This window comes from Flavobacterium fryxellicola (genome assembly GCF_900143245.1).
GTDB lineage: Bacteria > Bacteroidota > Bacteroidia > Flavobacteriales > Flavobacteriaceae > Flavobacterium > Flavobacterium fryxellicola.
In genome coordinates, this window is the sequence record NZ_FRDK01000006.1 from 35,337 (window position 1) to 51,641 (window position 16,305).

The 16,305-nt window shown below is 35.2% G+C and carries 15 protein-coding genes; 9 read left to right on the forward strand and 6 right to left on the reverse strand.

The annotated features are described in order from the left end of the window. Nucleotides 1-40: 40 nt before the first annotated feature. Complete coding sequence (gene menD, locus BUA03_RS10115; RefSeq protein WP_066077361.1) at nt 41-1,702, forward strand: 2-succinyl-5-enolpyruvyl-6-hydroxy-3-cyclohexene-1-carboxylic-acid synthase; 1,662 nt, start codon at nt 41-43, stop codon at nt 1,700-1,702. 117 nt (nt 1,703-1,819) lie between these two features. Here the strand turns inward: menD and BUA03_RS10120 are convergent, their stop codons facing one another. From BUA03_RS10120 to BUA03_RS10130, 3 genes are all read right to left on the reverse strand, one after another. Further along, entirely contained in the window at nt 1,820-3,172 is a 1,353-nt protein-coding gene (locus tag BUA03_RS10120) for a M28 family metallopeptidase (protein ID WP_066077363.1), read from the reverse strand. Nucleotides 3,173-3,349: 177 nt separating this feature from the next. Beyond that, on the reverse strand, nt 3,350-3,919 hold the full coding sequence (locus tag BUA03_RS10125; protein ID WP_082854284.1) for an ATPase: 570 nt from the start codon (nt 3,917-3,919) through the stop codon (nt 3,350-3,352). A gap of 151 nt (nt 3,920-4,070) precedes the next feature. Beyond that, entirely contained in the window at nt 4,071-4,253 is a 183-nt protein-coding gene (locus tag BUA03_RS10130; RefSeq protein ID WP_066077370.1) for a hypothetical protein, read from the reverse strand. A gap of 471 nt (nt 4,254-4,724) precedes the next feature. Here BUA03_RS10130 and BUA03_RS10135 point away from each other — a divergent pair, with 471 nt between their 5' ends. From BUA03_RS10135 to BUA03_RS10170, 8 genes are all read left to right on the forward strand, one after another. Then, nucleotides 4,725-5,579: a CvfB family protein gene (locus BUA03_RS10135; protein ID WP_066077373.1), complete on the forward strand. Its 855-nt coding sequence runs from the start codon at nt 4,725-4,727 to the stop codon at nt 5,577-5,579. A 728-nt stretch (nt 5,580-6,307) separates the two neighbouring features. Further along, nucleotides 6,308-7,138: a 1,4-dihydroxy-2-naphthoyl-CoA synthase gene (locus tag BUA03_RS10140; protein WP_066077376.1), complete on the forward strand. Its 831-nt coding sequence runs from the start codon at nt 6,308-6,310 to the stop codon at nt 7,136-7,138. A 119-nt stretch (nt 7,139-7,257) separates the two neighbouring features. Further along, complete coding sequence (locus BUA03_RS10145; RefSeq protein WP_066077378.1) at nt 7,258-7,779, forward strand: PH domain-containing protein; 522 nt, start codon at nt 7,258-7,260, stop codon at nt 7,777-7,779. Then, on the forward strand, nt 7,779-9,293 hold the full coding sequence (locus BUA03_RS10150; protein ID WP_066077380.1) for a PH domain-containing protein: 1,515 nt from the start codon (nt 7,779-7,781) through the stop codon (nt 9,291-9,293). The genes BUA03_RS10145 and BUA03_RS10150 overlap by 1 nt, the downstream gene beginning before the upstream one ends. A 110-nt stretch (nt 9,294-9,403) precedes the next feature. Next, nucleotides 9,404-10,366 carry a 1,4-dihydroxy-2-naphthoate octaprenyltransferase gene (gene menA / locus BUA03_RS10155; RefSeq protein WP_066077382.1) on the forward strand — a complete coding sequence of 321 codons (963 nt, stop codon included), beginning with the start codon at nt 9,404-9,406 and terminating at the stop codon, nt 10,364-10,366. A 121-nt stretch (nt 10,367-10,487) separates the two neighbouring features. Further along, on the forward strand, nt 10,488-11,165 hold the full coding sequence (locus BUA03_RS10160; protein WP_066077385.1) for a metal-dependent hydrolase: 678 nt from the start codon (nt 10,488-10,490) through the stop codon (nt 11,163-11,165). 142 nt (nt 11,166-11,307) lie between these two features. Further along, the gene (locus BUA03_RS10165; RefSeq protein ID WP_317041098.1) at nt 11,308-12,522 is read left to right on the forward strand and encodes a tetratricopeptide repeat protein; all 1,215 of its coding nucleotides are present in this window, start codon (nt 11,308-11,310) and stop codon (nt 12,520-12,522) included. Between the two features lie 516 nt (nt 12,523-13,038). Further along, complete coding sequence (locus BUA03_RS10170) at nt 13,039-14,085, forward strand: o-succinylbenzoate synthase (protein WP_066077391.1); 1,047 nt, start codon at nt 13,039-13,041, stop codon at nt 14,083-14,085. Here the strand turns inward: BUA03_RS10170 and BUA03_RS10175 are convergent. The 3 genes from BUA03_RS10175 to BUA03_RS10185 all read right to left on the reverse strand — a co-directional run bounded on the left by BUA03_RS10175 (nt 14,069) and on the right by BUA03_RS10185 (nt 16,136). Further along, entirely contained in the window at nt 14,069-15,175 is a 1,107-nt protein-coding gene (locus BUA03_RS10175; protein ID WP_066077394.1) for an AI-2E family transporter, read from the reverse strand. The genes BUA03_RS10170 and BUA03_RS10175 overlap by 17 nt on opposite strands. A gap of 192 nt (nt 15,176-15,367) precedes the next feature. Beyond that, complete coding sequence (locus BUA03_RS10180; protein ID WP_317041099.1) at nt 15,368-15,667, reverse strand: hypothetical protein; 300 nt, start codon at nt 15,665-15,667, stop codon at nt 15,368-15,370. Beyond that, on the reverse strand, nt 15,657-16,136 hold the full coding sequence (locus tag BUA03_RS10185) for a nuclear transport factor 2 family protein (protein ID WP_066077396.1): 480 nt from the start codon (nt 16,134-16,136) through the stop codon (nt 15,657-15,659). Before BUA03_RS10185 ends, BUA03_RS10180 begins: the two co-directional genes overlap by 11 nt. Nucleotides 16,137-16,305: the final 169 nt, after the last annotated feature.

Below are 16,305 nucleotides of genomic sequence, written 5' to 3' on the forward strand. Positions count from 1 at the left end.
CTTTACAACTTTGTATCTTTGTTTCTTTCAAACTAAAAAAATGATTTACCCCAAAATACCTTTAGCACAAAGCATTATTGAAATTTTTTTGTCAAAAGGAATAACTACTATAATTATTTCTCCAGGTTCTAGAAACGCACCGTTAACAATAGGTTTTGTGAGCAATCCAGCCTTTCAATGTTTCAGCATTGCTGACGAGCGTGCGGCAGCTTTTTTTGGATTGGGAATAGCACAACAAACGAGGCAGCCCGTGGTTTTAGTTTGTACTTCCGGTTCCGCTTTGTTGAATTATTATCCAGCTTTTGCGGAAGCATTTTACAGCCAGATTCCGCTTATTGTGCTCTCCGCGGATCGACCACAAAGTAAAATCGATATTGGTGATGGACAAACCATTCGACAGGAAAATGTATTCGAAAATCATTCCTTGTACAATGCTAATTTACAGGAGGAGGTTTCGGCCGATACCGATTTAAAAATCAACGAAGCCATCCAAACGGCAATTCATAAAAAGGGCCCCGTTCACATTAATGCGCCTTTCGAGGAGCCTTTATATGAGACTGTTTCGCAGCTTTCAGTTACTGCCAATACAATCGCTTTTGCAAATGTTACTCAGACAATTTCCAGCGATAACCTTTTGGAATTTGCAACTATTTGGAATAACTCCTCAAAAAAAATGGTTTTGGTTGGCGTGAACGATCCCAATGTCATCAATGATAAAATAACACAAAATTTTGCTGATGATGATTCGGTTGTGGTGCTGACAGAAACGACGTCTAATTTGCACCACGATACTTTTATCAACAATATCGATACCATAATTACGCCTTTTACTAGTGAAGATTTTGAGCATTTTCGTCCCGATATTTTAGTAACTTTTGGAGGAATGGTGGTTTCTAAACGCATCAAGGCATTTTTAAGGAAATACAAACCCCAACACCACTGGCATATTGACACGCTTAGAGCCTATGATACTTTTGGCGCTTTGACCGAACATTTTGAAGTAGATCCAAATTTGTTTTTTGATGCCTTTTTACCAGTAACACACGCAGTGAAAAGTACCTATTTCAAAGATTTAGATGCTGTAAAAAAATTGCGAAAGTTAAAGAGCGCTATTTATTTAGCTAAAATTCCGTTTTCGGATTTCAAAGTATTTGAAAAAGTGATTCAAGAATTGCCTACGAACAGCAAATTGCAAATTAGCAATAGTTCAGCTATTCGTTATGCGCAATTAATAGATATTGATCCTTCCATTGAAGTGTATTGTAATCGGGGCACTAGTGGAATTGACGGTAGTACCTCTACGGCTATTGGTGCGGCTGTTGCCAATGAAAAACCAACCGTTTTTATAACAGGAGATGTCGGATTTTTGTACGATAGCAATGCGTTATGGAACAATTACATTCCAAAAAACTTCAAAATTATTTTGATAAATAACGGCGGTGGTGGCATTTTTAGAATATTACCGGGACACGAGGAAAGTCCTGTTTTTAATACCTTTTTTGAAACTGCCCACTGTTTGACTGCTGAACATTTGGCAAAAATGTATGGATTTGAATATAGTATTGCCAGCGATGAAATTAGTTTACAAACCAGTCTAACTGCTTTGTATGCTCAAAATGATAAACCAAGTATTCTAGAAGTTTTTACACCAACATTAAAAAACGACAGTATTTTGCTGCAATTTTTTAGGGAGTTGGTTTAATAATTTTAAACTTTTATAAAATGGATAATTAGATATTTAATAATAAAAAATAATACGAAATTGTAAAAAAAGCGTTCGCCGCAGCGAACGCTTTTTGGTTTATAAAACAAATCGTTATTAACGAATTGGTATTGGGAAAACGGGTAAACTGGAATGACCTAATGCATCAATTGCTTGTACAGCAAATAAAAAGTTATCTTTCGAATACGGAATTTCAGCTTTGGTATCTTTTACAAAAATTGTTTTTTCCCAGTGTTGAGATGATGTTTCTCTAATAAGAATATTATAGCCGTAAACTGATTTTCCTTCGGGAGCGGTCCATACTAAAGTAGAGAAATTAGTAAGGTCTTTTACTTCAATTCCAACATTTGTTGGAGCTTTTGGAGACCAAGCTAAATTACTAAAGGTAGCCAAGTTAGAACACGTTACTTTCTTCATGTATTCAAAGTCCATGAATTCAGTAAGATCACCATATTGGATGTTGTTTTCTTTTCGTACGTCTTGGTGCTGGTGATCGTAGTTTTCGTTCATTTCGCAAAAACGAATCGCTGTAAATCCATTTTGACTGAAAGGCGTATGGTCACCGCCACGCAAAAAACGGTCGTTGCGATACACTAAATTAATGTCTAATTGTTCTACATATTGATTGGTTACCGTTTTAATATATCGGGCTAATTGTCTCGATGGACTGTCATTATCACGATTGGTTGCCTTGCGCATTTTTGATTCGGCTTCCGTTTCTAAATAGGGTATTGCTTCACTAAAAACACGAACTCTGGTGTTGTCTCTTAATAAAGTGCCGCTAGACAAACTGTTTCCAATCATATCATTGTTGATCATGGCAACTACATTCCATTTTGCATCTTTGGCAACATCGGCTAAATGTTTGGCTCCGTATAATCCTTGTTCTTCACCTACGACAGCTACAAAAATTAAAGTAAAAGGAAATTCTCTTTGGCTCATTATTCGGGCCAATTCCATCATGGCGGCTACTCCGGACGCATCATCATTCGCACCAGGTGCATCTGATTTAGCATCCATAACATCTGAAGCGCGGGAATCTAAGTGACCGCTAATGATCATGACACGGTCATCTGTAGGATCAGTTCCTTTTAACGTTGCCATTACATTACCTAACTGGCTGTCCATTGCAATGCGTTTTCCATCGGCTTTGATTGTGAAAAAATCAATAACAGAAGTCAGCCTTCCACCAGATTTCAAAGCATATTTATCAAATTCCGATTTTACCCAGCGTTGCGCCGCGCCGATACCACGGGTGTTACTTTTAGTGTCACTTAAAGTGTGTCGGGTACCAAAGGAAACCAATTTTCTAACGGTAGCTTCCATATTTTCCGATTTTACTTCGGCTACCATTTTTTTTATTTCAGGATCATCGACTGTCGATTGAGCGTAATTGGTATGCGAAAAGAATACTAATAATAATAAGTAAAGAATTGAAGTAGTTTTCATTGGGTTGTTTTTTTTTAGTTTTTCAAAGTTAGTAAAAAAGAAAAGAAAGTATAAGCGAAATCATATTTTAGTATTTGTTTAATTTACGATAGACACGCTTAGTATTTTATTTAGAAATAGCGTTAATTTTTAGTGCCTGACAACAAAAGTTAATTAAAAATCAGATTTATTATACACCTATTCTTCAAACCAAAAAGGAAGATTTTCCGTGTAAAATTTGAATGCTTTTCCTTGATATACTTCGGCTAGTAAATTCATTTTTTTTCCTGAATTATCAAATAAAAAGGCTCTGTCAACAGTTTTTATAACATCAGCAGTGTTTTCTAATGTTTTAAAATATCTTTTTCTAATTTTATCAGCATCAACATTATGTCCACCTTTTGCGACTTTTAGTTTAACTCGGTGACTATTTTTTTTACAATCATCAGTGCAAATGAAATAGAGGCGTGTTTTGAATCCTATTTTTTTAGCTGTTTCTAATTCTCGAAGTTTAGAATTATTACTCTTTACAGTCTCGTAAGAAAAAGATTTTTGTTGCTTTACACGTAAATATCGTATGAACGCTGCGGTAAAAGCGGCTTCGTAACTGTTGGTTTTTTTGGGTTTATTAACAATGAAGTTTTCAGCTACTATACTGTCTATTGTGTAGCTTTCTTGTTTAGCTTTATCAAATAATGACTGACTGTCATTTAAAGAGTTGAATATTTCTAAATCTTTTGTGGTGACGTTCAATCCAAATTCAAACAAATCAATTAATCCTTTTGTTTGAATAATTTTTTCAATTTCATCTGCATTTATAAAAATGCCGAAAGTGTAGGTTTTACTTATTACTGAATATAGCGATGTTTTTCCTGAGCCATTTGGACCCGCAAAAACTCGAATTCTACTTTGACTTGACTTACAAAATAGTTCCTTTTTTTATTTTTAGAGAAGATTGCAAAGGAATATTTTTTAAGTTTTCGATATCGCCATTTGCGTTTTCACGAACTACCTTGTTTCCTCTTGTATAAGTGAAAGATAATCCTAATGCTCTGTTTTCTCTTATGGCCTTAGCTACTGCCTGTTTGCCTGGTAAAATCAAATTAGAGACTTCTTTAGTATCAGGTCTAAAAACAATTTTTTTATCCTACTTTTCTTGCGACATGGTGTGTAATTAAATTATACTAACAAAAATTATGATTTTTATTGGCTGAGCAAAGAATACGATGCAAAGGGAATTGACGATTAAGATTTTTACTGCGATTCCTTCTTGGCGGAAATGTAAAAATGAGTGCTATAACATCTGAAAAACAAAATATTTTAATTTAGCCCCGATGGAAGCAAGTATCCTTTTTTATAAACGCTTTTAACCCTTTCAGAGTTTTGAACTCTGAAAGGGTTGCGTTTAAAAAAAGATACTGCGGACAGCGGGACAACTCGTGATGAAACAGCGTAAATTTTTGCTCCTAAAAAAGAAAATAACCATCAAATTTGGGCTTTGTTTTTTTGTGGACCGTTTCTTAATTTACTATTTTCAAACTTCGTACCTTTGCGCTTTAGAAATTGAAAGAAAATGATTGAAATAGGAAAATACAATACGCTTACCATTTTACGCGATACCAAAGTAGGTTTGTTTCTGGGAAATCCAGAGCAAGATCCAGAAGGAATTCATGACATTCTACTGCCTAACAAATACGTTCCAAACGACTTTGAAATAGGTGAGGAGTTGATTGTTTTTGTGTATTTAGACCATGAAGAAAGACCCGTTGCCACGACATTAGAACCCTACATTTTATTGAATGAATTTGCGCTGTTGCGTGTGAATTATACCAATCAAATAGGGGCTTTTATGGATTGGGGAATGGAAAAAGATATTTTGGTTCCGTTCAAAGAGCAAGCGCGTCCCATGGAAAAAGGGAAACGCTACTTGGTGTATCTCTATATGGATGAAAAAACCAATCGTTTAGTTGCTTCAAGCAAAACCAACCAATTTCTTAAAAACGAAGACCTAACAGTTGAAAAAGGCGAAGAAGTGGATTTGATTGTTTCGCACATTACAGAAATAGGGATTAACGTTATCATCAACGAGAAATACAAGGGTTTGATGTATAAAGACGAAGTGTATGATGATGCAATTCGTACTGGAGACCGCATGAGAGGCTATATTAAAACGATACGTCCCGATAATAAAATTGACGTCGCGTTACAAATCCAAGGCTACGAAAGTATTGAGCCAAATGCTGATAAAATTCTAGATGAGCTAAGAGCGAGTAGAGGATTTTTGCGTTTGACTGATAATTCACATCCAGAGGATATCAAAACGGTTTTAAAAATGAGTAAAAAAACGTTCAAGAAGGCCATTGGTGCTTTATATCGGGAGAAACTGATAGAAATTAAGGAAGACGGAATTTACCTGGTTAAGGAATAAAAAAAAAGAAAGACTAATCGGAAACGGTTAGTCTTTCTCTTTTTAATGCTGTTTTAGAATATTAAATTCTAGCATCATTAAAATAAATCGAAGTTTAAAGTCGCTTTATCCGCTCGCAAACCAATAGTATTCAGGATACTGTTTTTAAAATAGTAGCTTAAGCGCAAAGTACTTTAAAGAGGTGTTTGTCTTTTAAATGCACAAAAACTTGCGTTAGAGTTTATAAATAAGTTCACGATAAACCTTTGGTTTTCTATATATTGGAAGATGATTTTCTAAATAATTTTATTAATGTCTCACTTTCGCAAGAACAAGAAAAACAAATCTTTAATTTAACCGTAGGTGTTACTTTTTATTTTTTACTGTTGAGGCAAATGTTTTGTTCATTAACTCGTTTAATAAGGCTTTTATACTTGTATAATAAGTTATTACCGTAAAAAAAGGAGTGACAACATTTTTAATTGCATTCAATACATTCTTTTTTTAGGTTAATAAATCAGTGAAGAATAAATAATTAATCAAGGTGAATAGTGTGTATTCGTCTGATTAGCTTATCCTAAATTTAAAAATAATTTGAATGAGGCTCTGTTAAAATGCTTTTTATTTACTGTTTTTTAACATCTTGAAACCTTTCATCAGAGAAGGATTACCATAAGCTTATGTAAATAGAATAGATAAAATGTAAAAAATGATTTATTTTTACACTGAAATAATTTAAATCATTGACAATGGATTGGATCACTGCTAAAGAATACGAAGATATCACTTATAAAAAATGCAATGGCGTTGCTAGAATCGCTTTCAACAGGCCGGATGTGCGCAATGCCTTCCGTCCAAAAACAACTGCAGAACTCTACAATGCATTTTATGATGCGCAAGAGGACACCTCCATTGGTGTCGTTTTATTGTCTGCTGAAGGGCCATCGTCTAAAGATGGTATCTATTCTTTTTGCAGCGGTGGCGATCAAAACGCACGCGGTCATCAAGGATATGTGGGCGATGATGGACAGCACCGATTGAATATTCTTGAAGTGCAACGCTTGATTCGCTTTATGCCAAAAGTAGTTATCGCTGTGGTTCCTGGTTGGGCTGTAGGTGGTGGACATAGTTTGCATGTAGTTTGCGATTTGACTTTGGCGAGTAAAGAACACGCAATTTTTAAACAAACAGATGCTGATGTAACTAGTTTTGACGGTGGTTACGGATCGGCTTATTTGGCCAAGATGGTCGGGCAGAAAAAAGCAAGAGAAATTTTCTTTTTGGGACGTAATTATTCTGCACAAGACGCAATGGATATGGGAATGGTAAATGCTGTTATTCCGCACGCTGAATTAGAAAACACAGCTTTTGAGTGGGCCCAGGAAATTTTGCAAAAATCGCCAATGGCCATTAAAATGTTGAAATTTGCTATGAATCTTACTGACGATGGAATGGTGGGACAGCAAGTATTTGCTGGTGAAGCCACTCGGTTAGCTTATATGACTGAAGAGGCGAAAGAGGGTAGAAATGCATTCCTTGAAAAAAGAAAGCCGAATTTTGAGAAAAAATGGTTGCCGTAATTCAATAAGCAGAACTAGGTCCCAAAATATGGATCAAAAGTTTGATTTTTAAAGTTTAAAGTTGTTTTGCCAAGAACTTTAAACTTTTTAAGCCTTAAACTTTAAACTAAACTTTATAAATGGAAAATTTTACAAACGATACAATCGATACCAGCCAACTGCCAAAATTTGAAGAAGTTGCTTTTACGGGTTTACATCCTAAATATTTTAAAGTGGTATTGATTAATTTATTGATCGTCATTGGCCTACTTATTTTAGTTCCTTCACTGGTTTCTATCTTGAAACCGGAATTATTTTCGGGAAGAATTTGGATGATTTTAGGCATTGTGATTCCTATTGTTTCAACTTTGATTGTCGCCTTTTCCATTATTGGATTTAAGAAAAAAGGATTTGCTTTTAGAAATCATGATGTTTTATTCCGACATGGTATTATTGCGACAAACACAATCGTAATTCCTTATAATAGAGTACAGCATGTGGCATTACATGAAGGATTAGTATCGCGTTATTTTGGTCTGGCCAAAATTGAAATTTTTACCGCTGGAGGAAGTTCGAGTGATATTGAAATTCCTGGAATAGAGAAAGAGCAAGCGGAAAATATCAAACAATTGTTGATGGGTAAAATACAAAAGCAATTGTAATGGGATCCGATTTTAGTCAACCACAAAGGCAATCCATAGTTGGAATATGGATTATGTTTTTTTATACGCTTCAGCAATATGGTCGGGCGCTATGGCCTATTATTTTAATTTGGGCCTTTAAATTTGATGAAATTAACAAAGTGTATTTAGTAATGGGAATGCTTCTCGTATTCACAAGTATTGGTGTTGTTTCTTATTTGAAATATCTAAATTTTACTTTTTCATTAGATTCAGAAAACAAGGAATTTGTTATTACAGAAGGTGTTTTTAATAAAACCAAAACTGCAATTCAGTTGCATAAAATTCAGCAAGTAAATATTAATCAGTCTTTTATTCAAAAGCTGATTGGTGTTTATGAATTGGACGTGGATACCGCTGGCACCAATAAAAAAGAAGGAGTAATAAAAGCGATTTCGCATCAATTGGCTTTGGATTTAAAATCTCGTTTGTTAGAAAACGAAGGACTAAAGAGTCTTAGCGAAAATGAAGCTATATCAATGGAGGAAACGGAACAAAAACTCTTTGAAGTAGCGCATCCTTTCATTAAAATAAGCTTTTTGAGTTTGCTAAAAGTTGGAATTACTTCTAATTATCAAAAAACCGTCGCTTTACTTATTATTTTCTTTAGTACAATTTATGAGAATTTTCAAAATTTTGGGGAGAAGAATTCTATTTATAAAGAGAAAGTAGGAACTTTTATTGATCAAAACTTAGTATCACAAACCATTTTACTAGGCGTAATTGTCTTGTTTGTAGCAGTTTTGGTTTTAAATGTGATTCGGACCGTGTTTAAGTATTACGATTATAACATAGCGAGACAGAAAGGTTCTCTGCTATTGTCTTTTGGATTGTTGAACTCAAAAAGCACTATTATTAAGCCTGAAAAGGTTCAGATCACGACTGTTACCAGAAATTATTTCCAAAAGAAGATGGGCATTCTTGAACTAAAAATTAAACAAGCCACCAGTGGAGAAAAAGAAGAAAGAAAATCAGCGATAGAAATTCCAGGTTGCAGCGAGTCGGAGCGTGACGCCGTTTTAAAACTGTTGTTTTATAAGATACCTGAAAAAGGATTGATGCTCAAACCTAATTTTCGCAAACTTATTTTTTCCGTTTTCCTTACAATTGGATTACCTTTGTTTGCTTTTATGACAATTGGGCATTGGCTTGCCCCTTCTATATTTGACTATAGTTATTTGGTTCCTATTGGTGTCCTTTTTATTGGGCTGATCCAGTACTTTAAATTTATAAATAACCGATTATTCATAAATGAGAATTTTATAATAAAGCAAAGTGGTGCTTGGGATGTAAGCGATGCTATTATTGAACCTAATAAAATACAAGCAATTACCACTTCGCAGCTTTTCTGGCATAAAAAGTTGAATATTGGTTCGATAACAGTGCACACCGCAGGAGGAAATGTTACGTTTCAGTTAGGGAATTATACACTAATAAAGGAGAATGTTAACCGCTGGTTGTATGAAATTGAAACTTCTGACAGCAATTGGATGTGATTTTTTAAAACCAGACTACCTGTATTACTAGTAAACTTAGAGGCTTAGTGTCTCAGTGGCAAAACAAAACTTAAATTTGACTTAATGGTCAAAAACTAAAATAAAAAAATATGAAACATTGGATTGAAGCCGCACGTTTACGAACACTACCGTTGTCCGTTTCTGGAATAATCGTAGGAAGTATGTACGCTTTAGCGCATCCAACCGATGCAATATTGACGCCAACTGAGGTTTTTAATTGGCGACTTTTTGGATTTGCGATAGTAACCACTTTGGGATTGCAAATCCTGTCTAATTTTGCAAATGACTATGGTGACGGCATGAAAGGAACAGATAATGAAGATCGTGTAGGTCCAAAACGGGCCATACAAAGTGGTGTGATTACTCCAAAAGCCATGAAACGCGCGATTATAATTACATCTGCATTGACGTTACTGTCAGCGATGTTACTGATTTATTATGCTTTTACAGATACCAACTTATGGTTTTCGCTATTTTATTTGGTATTGGGAATTCTTTCCATTGTGTCTGCCATTCGCTATACCGTTGGAAATACGGCCTATGGGTACCGAGGATTTGGTGATCTCTTTGTATTTGTATTTTTCGGATTAGTGAGTACTTTAGGAGTGAATTTCTTGTACTCTAAGCAATTGGATTTATTATTGGTGCTGCCTGCCGTTGCTATTGGGTTATTGAGTGTTGGTGTTTTGAATTTGAATAATATGCGAGACGAAGCATCCGATAGAAAATCAAATAAAAATACCATTGTAGTAAAAATTGGTGGAGCTAAAGCTAAAATATACCATTACAGTCTGATTCTAACAGCGATGGTTTTAGTAGTTGTTTTTGCTCTTCTTGACAATTTTTACTTTGATCAATATCTGTTTTTAATCGCTTATATCCCTTTGACGAAACATTTGATTACAGTTTATAAAAATCAAATTCCTAAGGAATTAGACCCCGAATTAAAAAAGCTAGCATTGAGTACTTTTGCGCTTTCGGTGTTGCTCGCTTTGTGTATGATTTTCTTTTTTTCGGATTTGATCGTGAATACATTAATGGGTGGAAGATAACGGTGAGCATAGTTTCAATTTCAAAAATCATTCAAAAAAATAATTTTTACAACAAGTACACATTCAGTTTCAGATTCCAAATTGCAGCGAAGGTTGGGAATATAATTTTAAATAAAAAAATATGAAAATAACATTTTATGGTCATGCATCTTTAGGAATAGCAGTGGGTGGAAAACATCTTCTCGTAGATCCTTATATTTCTGCTAATCCAAAAGCGGCACATATTGACATGGAGACAGTAAAAGCCGATTATATTCTTTTAACGCATGCGCACGGCGATCATATTCTGGATGTTGAGGCCATTGCCAAAAGAACCAACGCCGTAATTGTTTCTAATGCGGAAATTGCGGGTTATTATGCTGCAAAAGGTTTCCAATCGCATCCGATGAATCACGGTGGGAGTTGGAATTTCGATTTTGGTAAATTAAAATTTGTAAATGCCATTCATTCCAGTTCGTTTCCTGATGGTAGTTACGGGGGAAATCCAGGTGGTTTTGTCATCGAAGGCGAGCATAAAAACATCTACATTGCTGGCGACACTGCATTGAGTATGGATATGAAACTAATTCCGATGCGTACTAAATTGGATTTAGCGATTTTACCAATTGGCGATAATTTCACCATGGATGTTGAAGATGCTATTATTGCTTCTGATTTCTTGGATTGCGATAAAATTCTAGGCTACCACTATGATACTTTCGGATTTATAGAAATCGACCACGAGGAATCCATTCGTAAATTCTTTAACAAAGGAAAAGATTTGATGTTATTGGAGATTGGAAGTTCAATCGAATTATAAAACAAGCTAGTCCTTAATCTTAGTTGTATTTGGAGCTGTTTCCTGCTATTCGCTTGTATCTTTACGCGTCACCTCTCGTCTCAAGAGACGACATGAGACACGTAAAGGATACCGCTGCTATCAGGGCTATAAAATCACGTTAATGAAGAACATGAATATTAAAAAATTACTATTTCTACTATTTACCGCAATTGTTTTTCAGTCAAGTTTTTCACAAAAAGACGGGTACTGGGACAAAGCACGCGCTACGACTGAAGAAATTTCAGTTTCTGCCAGAGACCGTATAATTATAAAAACCCAAGATTTTCCAGAAGGAACCACTGAAGTTGTTTTCAGAATAACACTTTTGGATAAAAACCAGCAATTGGCGGGTAGTTTGGTTTCAGTGTTAAAAGCCATCCCAGACCCTACAGGAATTAGCCAAGGTTCAGCAGGAGCAGTTTTTATACTGTCTAAAATCTCAGGTGAAGATAAATGCAAATATGCTATTTTTTCTAGCGCCAACGTAGCAACGCAATATAAAGAAACTGGAAAAACTGATGCCGCTTGTTTGGTTCAAGAGACACCCGTTAGTAAAGATGCTAAACTACTTTCTGCAGACAAATCAGCTTGTATGCAATCAAATGTTGGAAATCTATGGTTTGGTGTCGAAAGTAAAAACTGGATCATGAATCAGAAAATCATTCTCGAAGTCGTGCCGTGGGTGGATAACAAACTCAGTCGTGGCTGGACGCTAGATAACAGAAAAGCAATCATCGATCAATGTAAAACTTCTAATTTGGCTCAAAAAATGAGCAGTTCAGATGATTTTTGCGTCTGTATTCTCGATAAAATCCAAGCCAAGTATAAATTTAAGGAATTCCAAAAATTGTTACCCATGGAGCGTGCAAAAGCCTTTAAGGATTTTGGAAACAGTTGTTTTGGCGAAAGCAATCTTTCTAATACCGTTTACAACGATTTGCGAAAACAAGCCGCTGGATTAGCAAAGCAAGGAAAGCACGGCGAAGCTATCATTAAATTGACAACCGTTATCAATGATGGAAAAGCAACGGCTTTGGATTATAATGCCATTGGAAATAGTTATCTGTTGACAAAGCAGTACGGAAAAGCGATAAAATTCCTGAAAGAAGGCGAGAAGCAAGACGAAACCGAATTATTGATACAATTAAATTTAGCGCATGCTTATTTATTAAATGATAATTATACTTTGGCAAAAGCAATTTACAAAGAATACCAAGCACAAAACGTAACGGATAGCTTGAGCTGGACACAAAAAATGAAGCAAGATTTTGAGAACTTCAAAAAAGTGGGAATTCAAAGTAAAGATTTTGAGCGAGTTTTGAGGTTGATTAATTAAAAGTATTGTGTTAGCACCCTAAGTTTTGAATATTAAGTGATAATCGTAGACCTGAAAATCGCAAGCTGTAGTTTTTAATTTTGCATTCTATACCGATAACAGATAACCTAAAACGGATAACCCAAAACGGATAACCCAAAACGGTTAACAGAAAACAGATAACCCAAAACGGATAACCGAAAACGGATAACCGAAAACAGATAACCTAAAACGGATAACCTAAAACGGATAACCGAAAACGGATAACCCAAAACAGATAACCCAAAACGCATAACCGAAAACAGATAACCCAAAACGCATAACCGAAAACAGAATACAGAAAACGGATAACCGAAAACAGATAACCCAAAACGGATAACCGAAAACAGATAACCCAAAACGGATAACCGAAAACAGATAACCCAAAACGGATAACCGAAAACGGATAACCGAAAACAGAAAACCGAAAACAGATAACCCAAAACGGATAACCGAAAACAGAAAACAGAAAACGGATAACCGAAAACCTAAACTATTTTGAAAGCAACCTACCACAAATACGTACTTAATTTTAAACGCGCTTCCGGAACTTCCCGTGGCGTAATGATTGAAAAAGAAACTTGGTTTATTGTTTTAGAAAAAGATGGTAAAAAAGGAATAGGCGAGTGCGGCATCTTGCGAGGATTGAGTGTTGATGACCGTCCAGATTATGAAGAAAAACTGCACTGGACTTGCCACAATATTCATCTTGGGAAGGACCAACTTTGGGATGCTTTGTTGGCGTTTCCATCGATACAATTTGGTATTGAAATGGCATTCCAATCTTTGGAGAGTGAAAGTCCTTTTTTGTTGTTTCCCTCCGACTTTACAAACGGGACAAAATCGATGGAAATAAACGGTCTAGTTTGGATGGGTGAAGAGGCCTTTATGAAGCAGCAAATCGAAGAGAAATTAGCCGAGGGTTTCCAGTGTATAAAACTCAAAATTGGAGCGATTGATTTCAATACAGAACTACAATTATTGCGGTTTATACGAGAACATTTTACTCCAGAGCAAGTCGAAATTCGGGTAGATGCTAACGGCGCTTTTAGCTCAGAAATGGCTTTAGATAAATTAATTCAACTATCTGAATTTAAACTACATAGTATTGAGCAACCGATACAAAAAAACAATACTGACAGGATGGCAGAACTGTGTAAAACCACTCCTTTTCCCATTGCTTTGGATGAAGAGTTAATTGGCGTGTTTACTGAGGAAGAAAAAGAGCAATTACTAGAAAAAATTAAGCCGCAATACATCATTTTGAAGCCTAGTTTTGTTGGTGGTTTTCGGGGTACACAGGAATGGATTTCAGTGGCTGAAAAGCACAAAGTGGGGTGGTGGATTACCTCTGCTTTGGAGAGTAATATTGGACTTAACGCCATTGCACAATGGACGTTTTTACAACAGAATACAATGCCGCAAGGGTTAGGAACTGGCGGACTTTATACGAATAATTTTGATTGTCCATTAACAGTTTCTGAAGGACAATTATGGTATAAAAAAGAAGTAGAATGGGCGTTTGATTTTAATCTTTTGAAATAGGCTGTTCGGACAGTTTCTGTACCTCTCCATCTCCCAGTAATACTGATAATGTCTTTAAACTGGGTGTACGGTCTGCAATTAATTTTATGATGCTGGTGAATGGAATAAACAGTATCATTCCTGCAGCGCCCCATAAAATACCGCCTACTATTACCACAATTATAATAACGAGTGTGTTTATTTTTAAACGGCTTCCCACTGCAAAAGGAAATATAATATAGGCTTCCAGTAATTGTACAATTGAAAAAACCACAATTACAGCTAGAGGATACCAAAGCGAATTGTAAGTTATCCAAGAAACGGCAATAGGCAACAGCGACGATATCATGATTCCTACATACGGTATAAAAGTGAGGATAGAAGCAATAAATCCAAAAAGGAAAGGATTTGGTACCCCAATAATCCATAGCCCAATACTGTTTAACAATCCTACTATTAAATAGACCAATAGCATTCCTTTTATGAAATTATAATATTCATGAATAGTTTCGATCAAAATTTCATGAACGATATTTTTTTGCTCCGCAGGAAACAGTTGGTACAAAGCATTGGACAACAATTGTCTGTGGTACAATAGTAACGCGGAGAAAATAGGAATCATCAATAAAAAAAATACAGATTCAGAAACGGAATAAGCAGTGCTTCGTAGGATTGAAAATACCTGTGAACCCGAATTATTGAGCATATTACCAATAAAGTCGGATTGTTTTTCTAGACTAATATTAAATCGTTCCGAAAGTAACAGACTTAATTCCTTTACTGCTTCTGCTAATTTAACTCTTAAAGATTGCCATTCATTTAGAAATTCTGTGAACTGTGCAAATAATAAATAAAGCACGGCCCCTGCCAAAAGCGTTACTCCTAAAATAGAAATAAATATGGCTATTCCTTTGCCAATTCCTTTTCCTTGCATCCATTTACAGATAGGATAGAGAATAAAACTAATGAGTAATGAAAAACTTAAAGGAATAAAAAGTGTTTTACCAAAATATAAAACTAAAGAAGCCAGTACAATAAACTGGAGAATTTCGAAAACAGTATAGTTTCTGCTGGTTAGAAATGGACCCGGTGTTTTAGAAGATTGCATCATACCCAAAGTGTCTTATCGTTGTTGTTTCGTTTTCTTCGTTCCAGTAGTAAATATTTTTTTAAGATTCTACGAATCGCCTATGGTAATTGATTTGACCCAAATGATAGGCGAGGTGTGTGGTCAAATGTATTAGCCTATATTACATGGTACATTTTTATCGAATACTACAAGTGGAAATTCCATTTTCAAATCCTATTGTCCTAGACTATCCAACGCATTTCCTGCTGCAACTTGAGTTGCATCTATTTTTGTTAGCAGGAAGGCTCTTGGAATATCTTTAAGGGAAAATTCAAGTGCTCGATTTCTACTACAGTTTGTTTTTCCTAACGCAGGAGTAATATAAGTATTTAGATTTCCTATTAAATGCAAACAAAGATTACCAGCGAAATTGGCGATTCCTTTTTGGATTTCCCAAATCGTACTTTCGTTTTTGTATGATTCAATTTTAATTTTAAGCTTTTTGAAAAGGACTTTTAAAGTATTAGTTAGCATGTTTAGTTTCTTTATACTTTCGTAATGATGCCAATGCTTTTTGTTGTATTTTTTTTTGAAAAAATCCAGTCCAGCCCAAAAGCTGTCCTGTAAATCCAAAAGCTTGTTTGGACCATTTCCAAATGTCAAAATCATCCGTATGCTTTATAATTAAACCGTCTTTAAATTGAAATTGCGACTGAATGTGATTGCTTACTTTTCTATTGTTTTTGCTGAAATTATAGGTGGCAATCCAGTGGGCAGTGCCTGTGTATTCGTTGGCTTTTACATTTGAGAATTCAATTTTTATTGTTCCTTTGCCTTTCTCAATAAGCATCTTCCACATTTGGAATACGTCATGTCCTTTTAATAATCCGAATGCAGGATCCCGAAATTGAATGTTTGAATCGTAACATTCGCACATCGTAACTGCATCAGCATTTGCAAAAGCAGTATAGAATTTGATAATGGTTTTCTCGTTCGAAGACATGCTTTTAAATAAAGTGAATAGTAAAAATACTAATTTTTTTTGAGGAAATTTAGTGTTTAAAGTCTAAATTGAAAGAAACGCAGTTCCGTAATTTTATATTAGATGAAAGATAGTGTTTGGAATTAGTTTAGAATTAAAGGATTGTACTGAATTTATGCTTTCAATTAGT

Bases quoted from the DNA above. Each gene is read 5' to 3' on its own strand.
- menD (WP_066077361.1), top strand. From the start codon at position 41: ATGATTTACCCCAAAATACCTTTAGCACAAAGCATTATTGAAATTTTT.
- BUA03_RS10120 (WP_066077363.1), bottom strand. From the start codon at position 3,172: ATGAAAACTACTTCAATTCTTTACTTATTATTATTAGTATTCTTTTCG.
- BUA03_RS10135 (WP_066077373.1), top strand. From the start codon at position 4,725: ATGATTGAAATAGGAAAATACAATACGCTTACCATTTTACGCGATACC.
- BUA03_RS10140 (WP_066077376.1), top strand. From the start codon at position 6,308: ATGGATTGGATCACTGCTAAAGAATACGAAGATATCACTTATAAAAAA.
- BUA03_RS10145 (WP_066077378.1), top strand. From the start codon at position 7,258: ATGGAAAATTTTACAAACGATACAATCGATACCAGCCAACTGCCAAAA.
- BUA03_RS10150 (WP_066077380.1), top strand. From the start codon at position 7,779: ATGGGATCCGATTTTAGTCAACCACAAAGGCAATCCATAGTTGGAATA.
- menA (WP_066077382.1), top strand. From the start codon at position 9,404: ATGAAACATTGGATTGAAGCCGCACGTTTACGAACACTACCGTTGTCC.
- BUA03_RS10160 (WP_066077385.1), top strand. From the start codon at position 10,488: ATGAAAATAACATTTTATGGTCATGCATCTTTAGGAATAGCAGTGGGT.
- BUA03_RS10165 (WP_317041098.1), top strand. From the start codon at position 11,308: ATGAAGAACATGAATATTAAAAAATTACTATTTCTACTATTTACCGCA.
- BUA03_RS10175 (WP_066077394.1), bottom strand. From the start codon at position 15,175: ATGATGCAATCTTCTAAAACACCGGGTCCATTTCTAACCAGCAGAAAC.
- BUA03_RS10180 (WP_317041099.1), bottom strand. From the start codon at position 15,667: ATGCTAACTAATACTTTAAAAGTCCTTTTCAAAAAGCTTAAAATTAAA.
- BUA03_RS10185 (WP_066077396.1), bottom strand. From the start codon at position 16,136: ATGTCTTCGAACGAGAAAACCATTATCAAATTCTATACTGCTTTTGCA.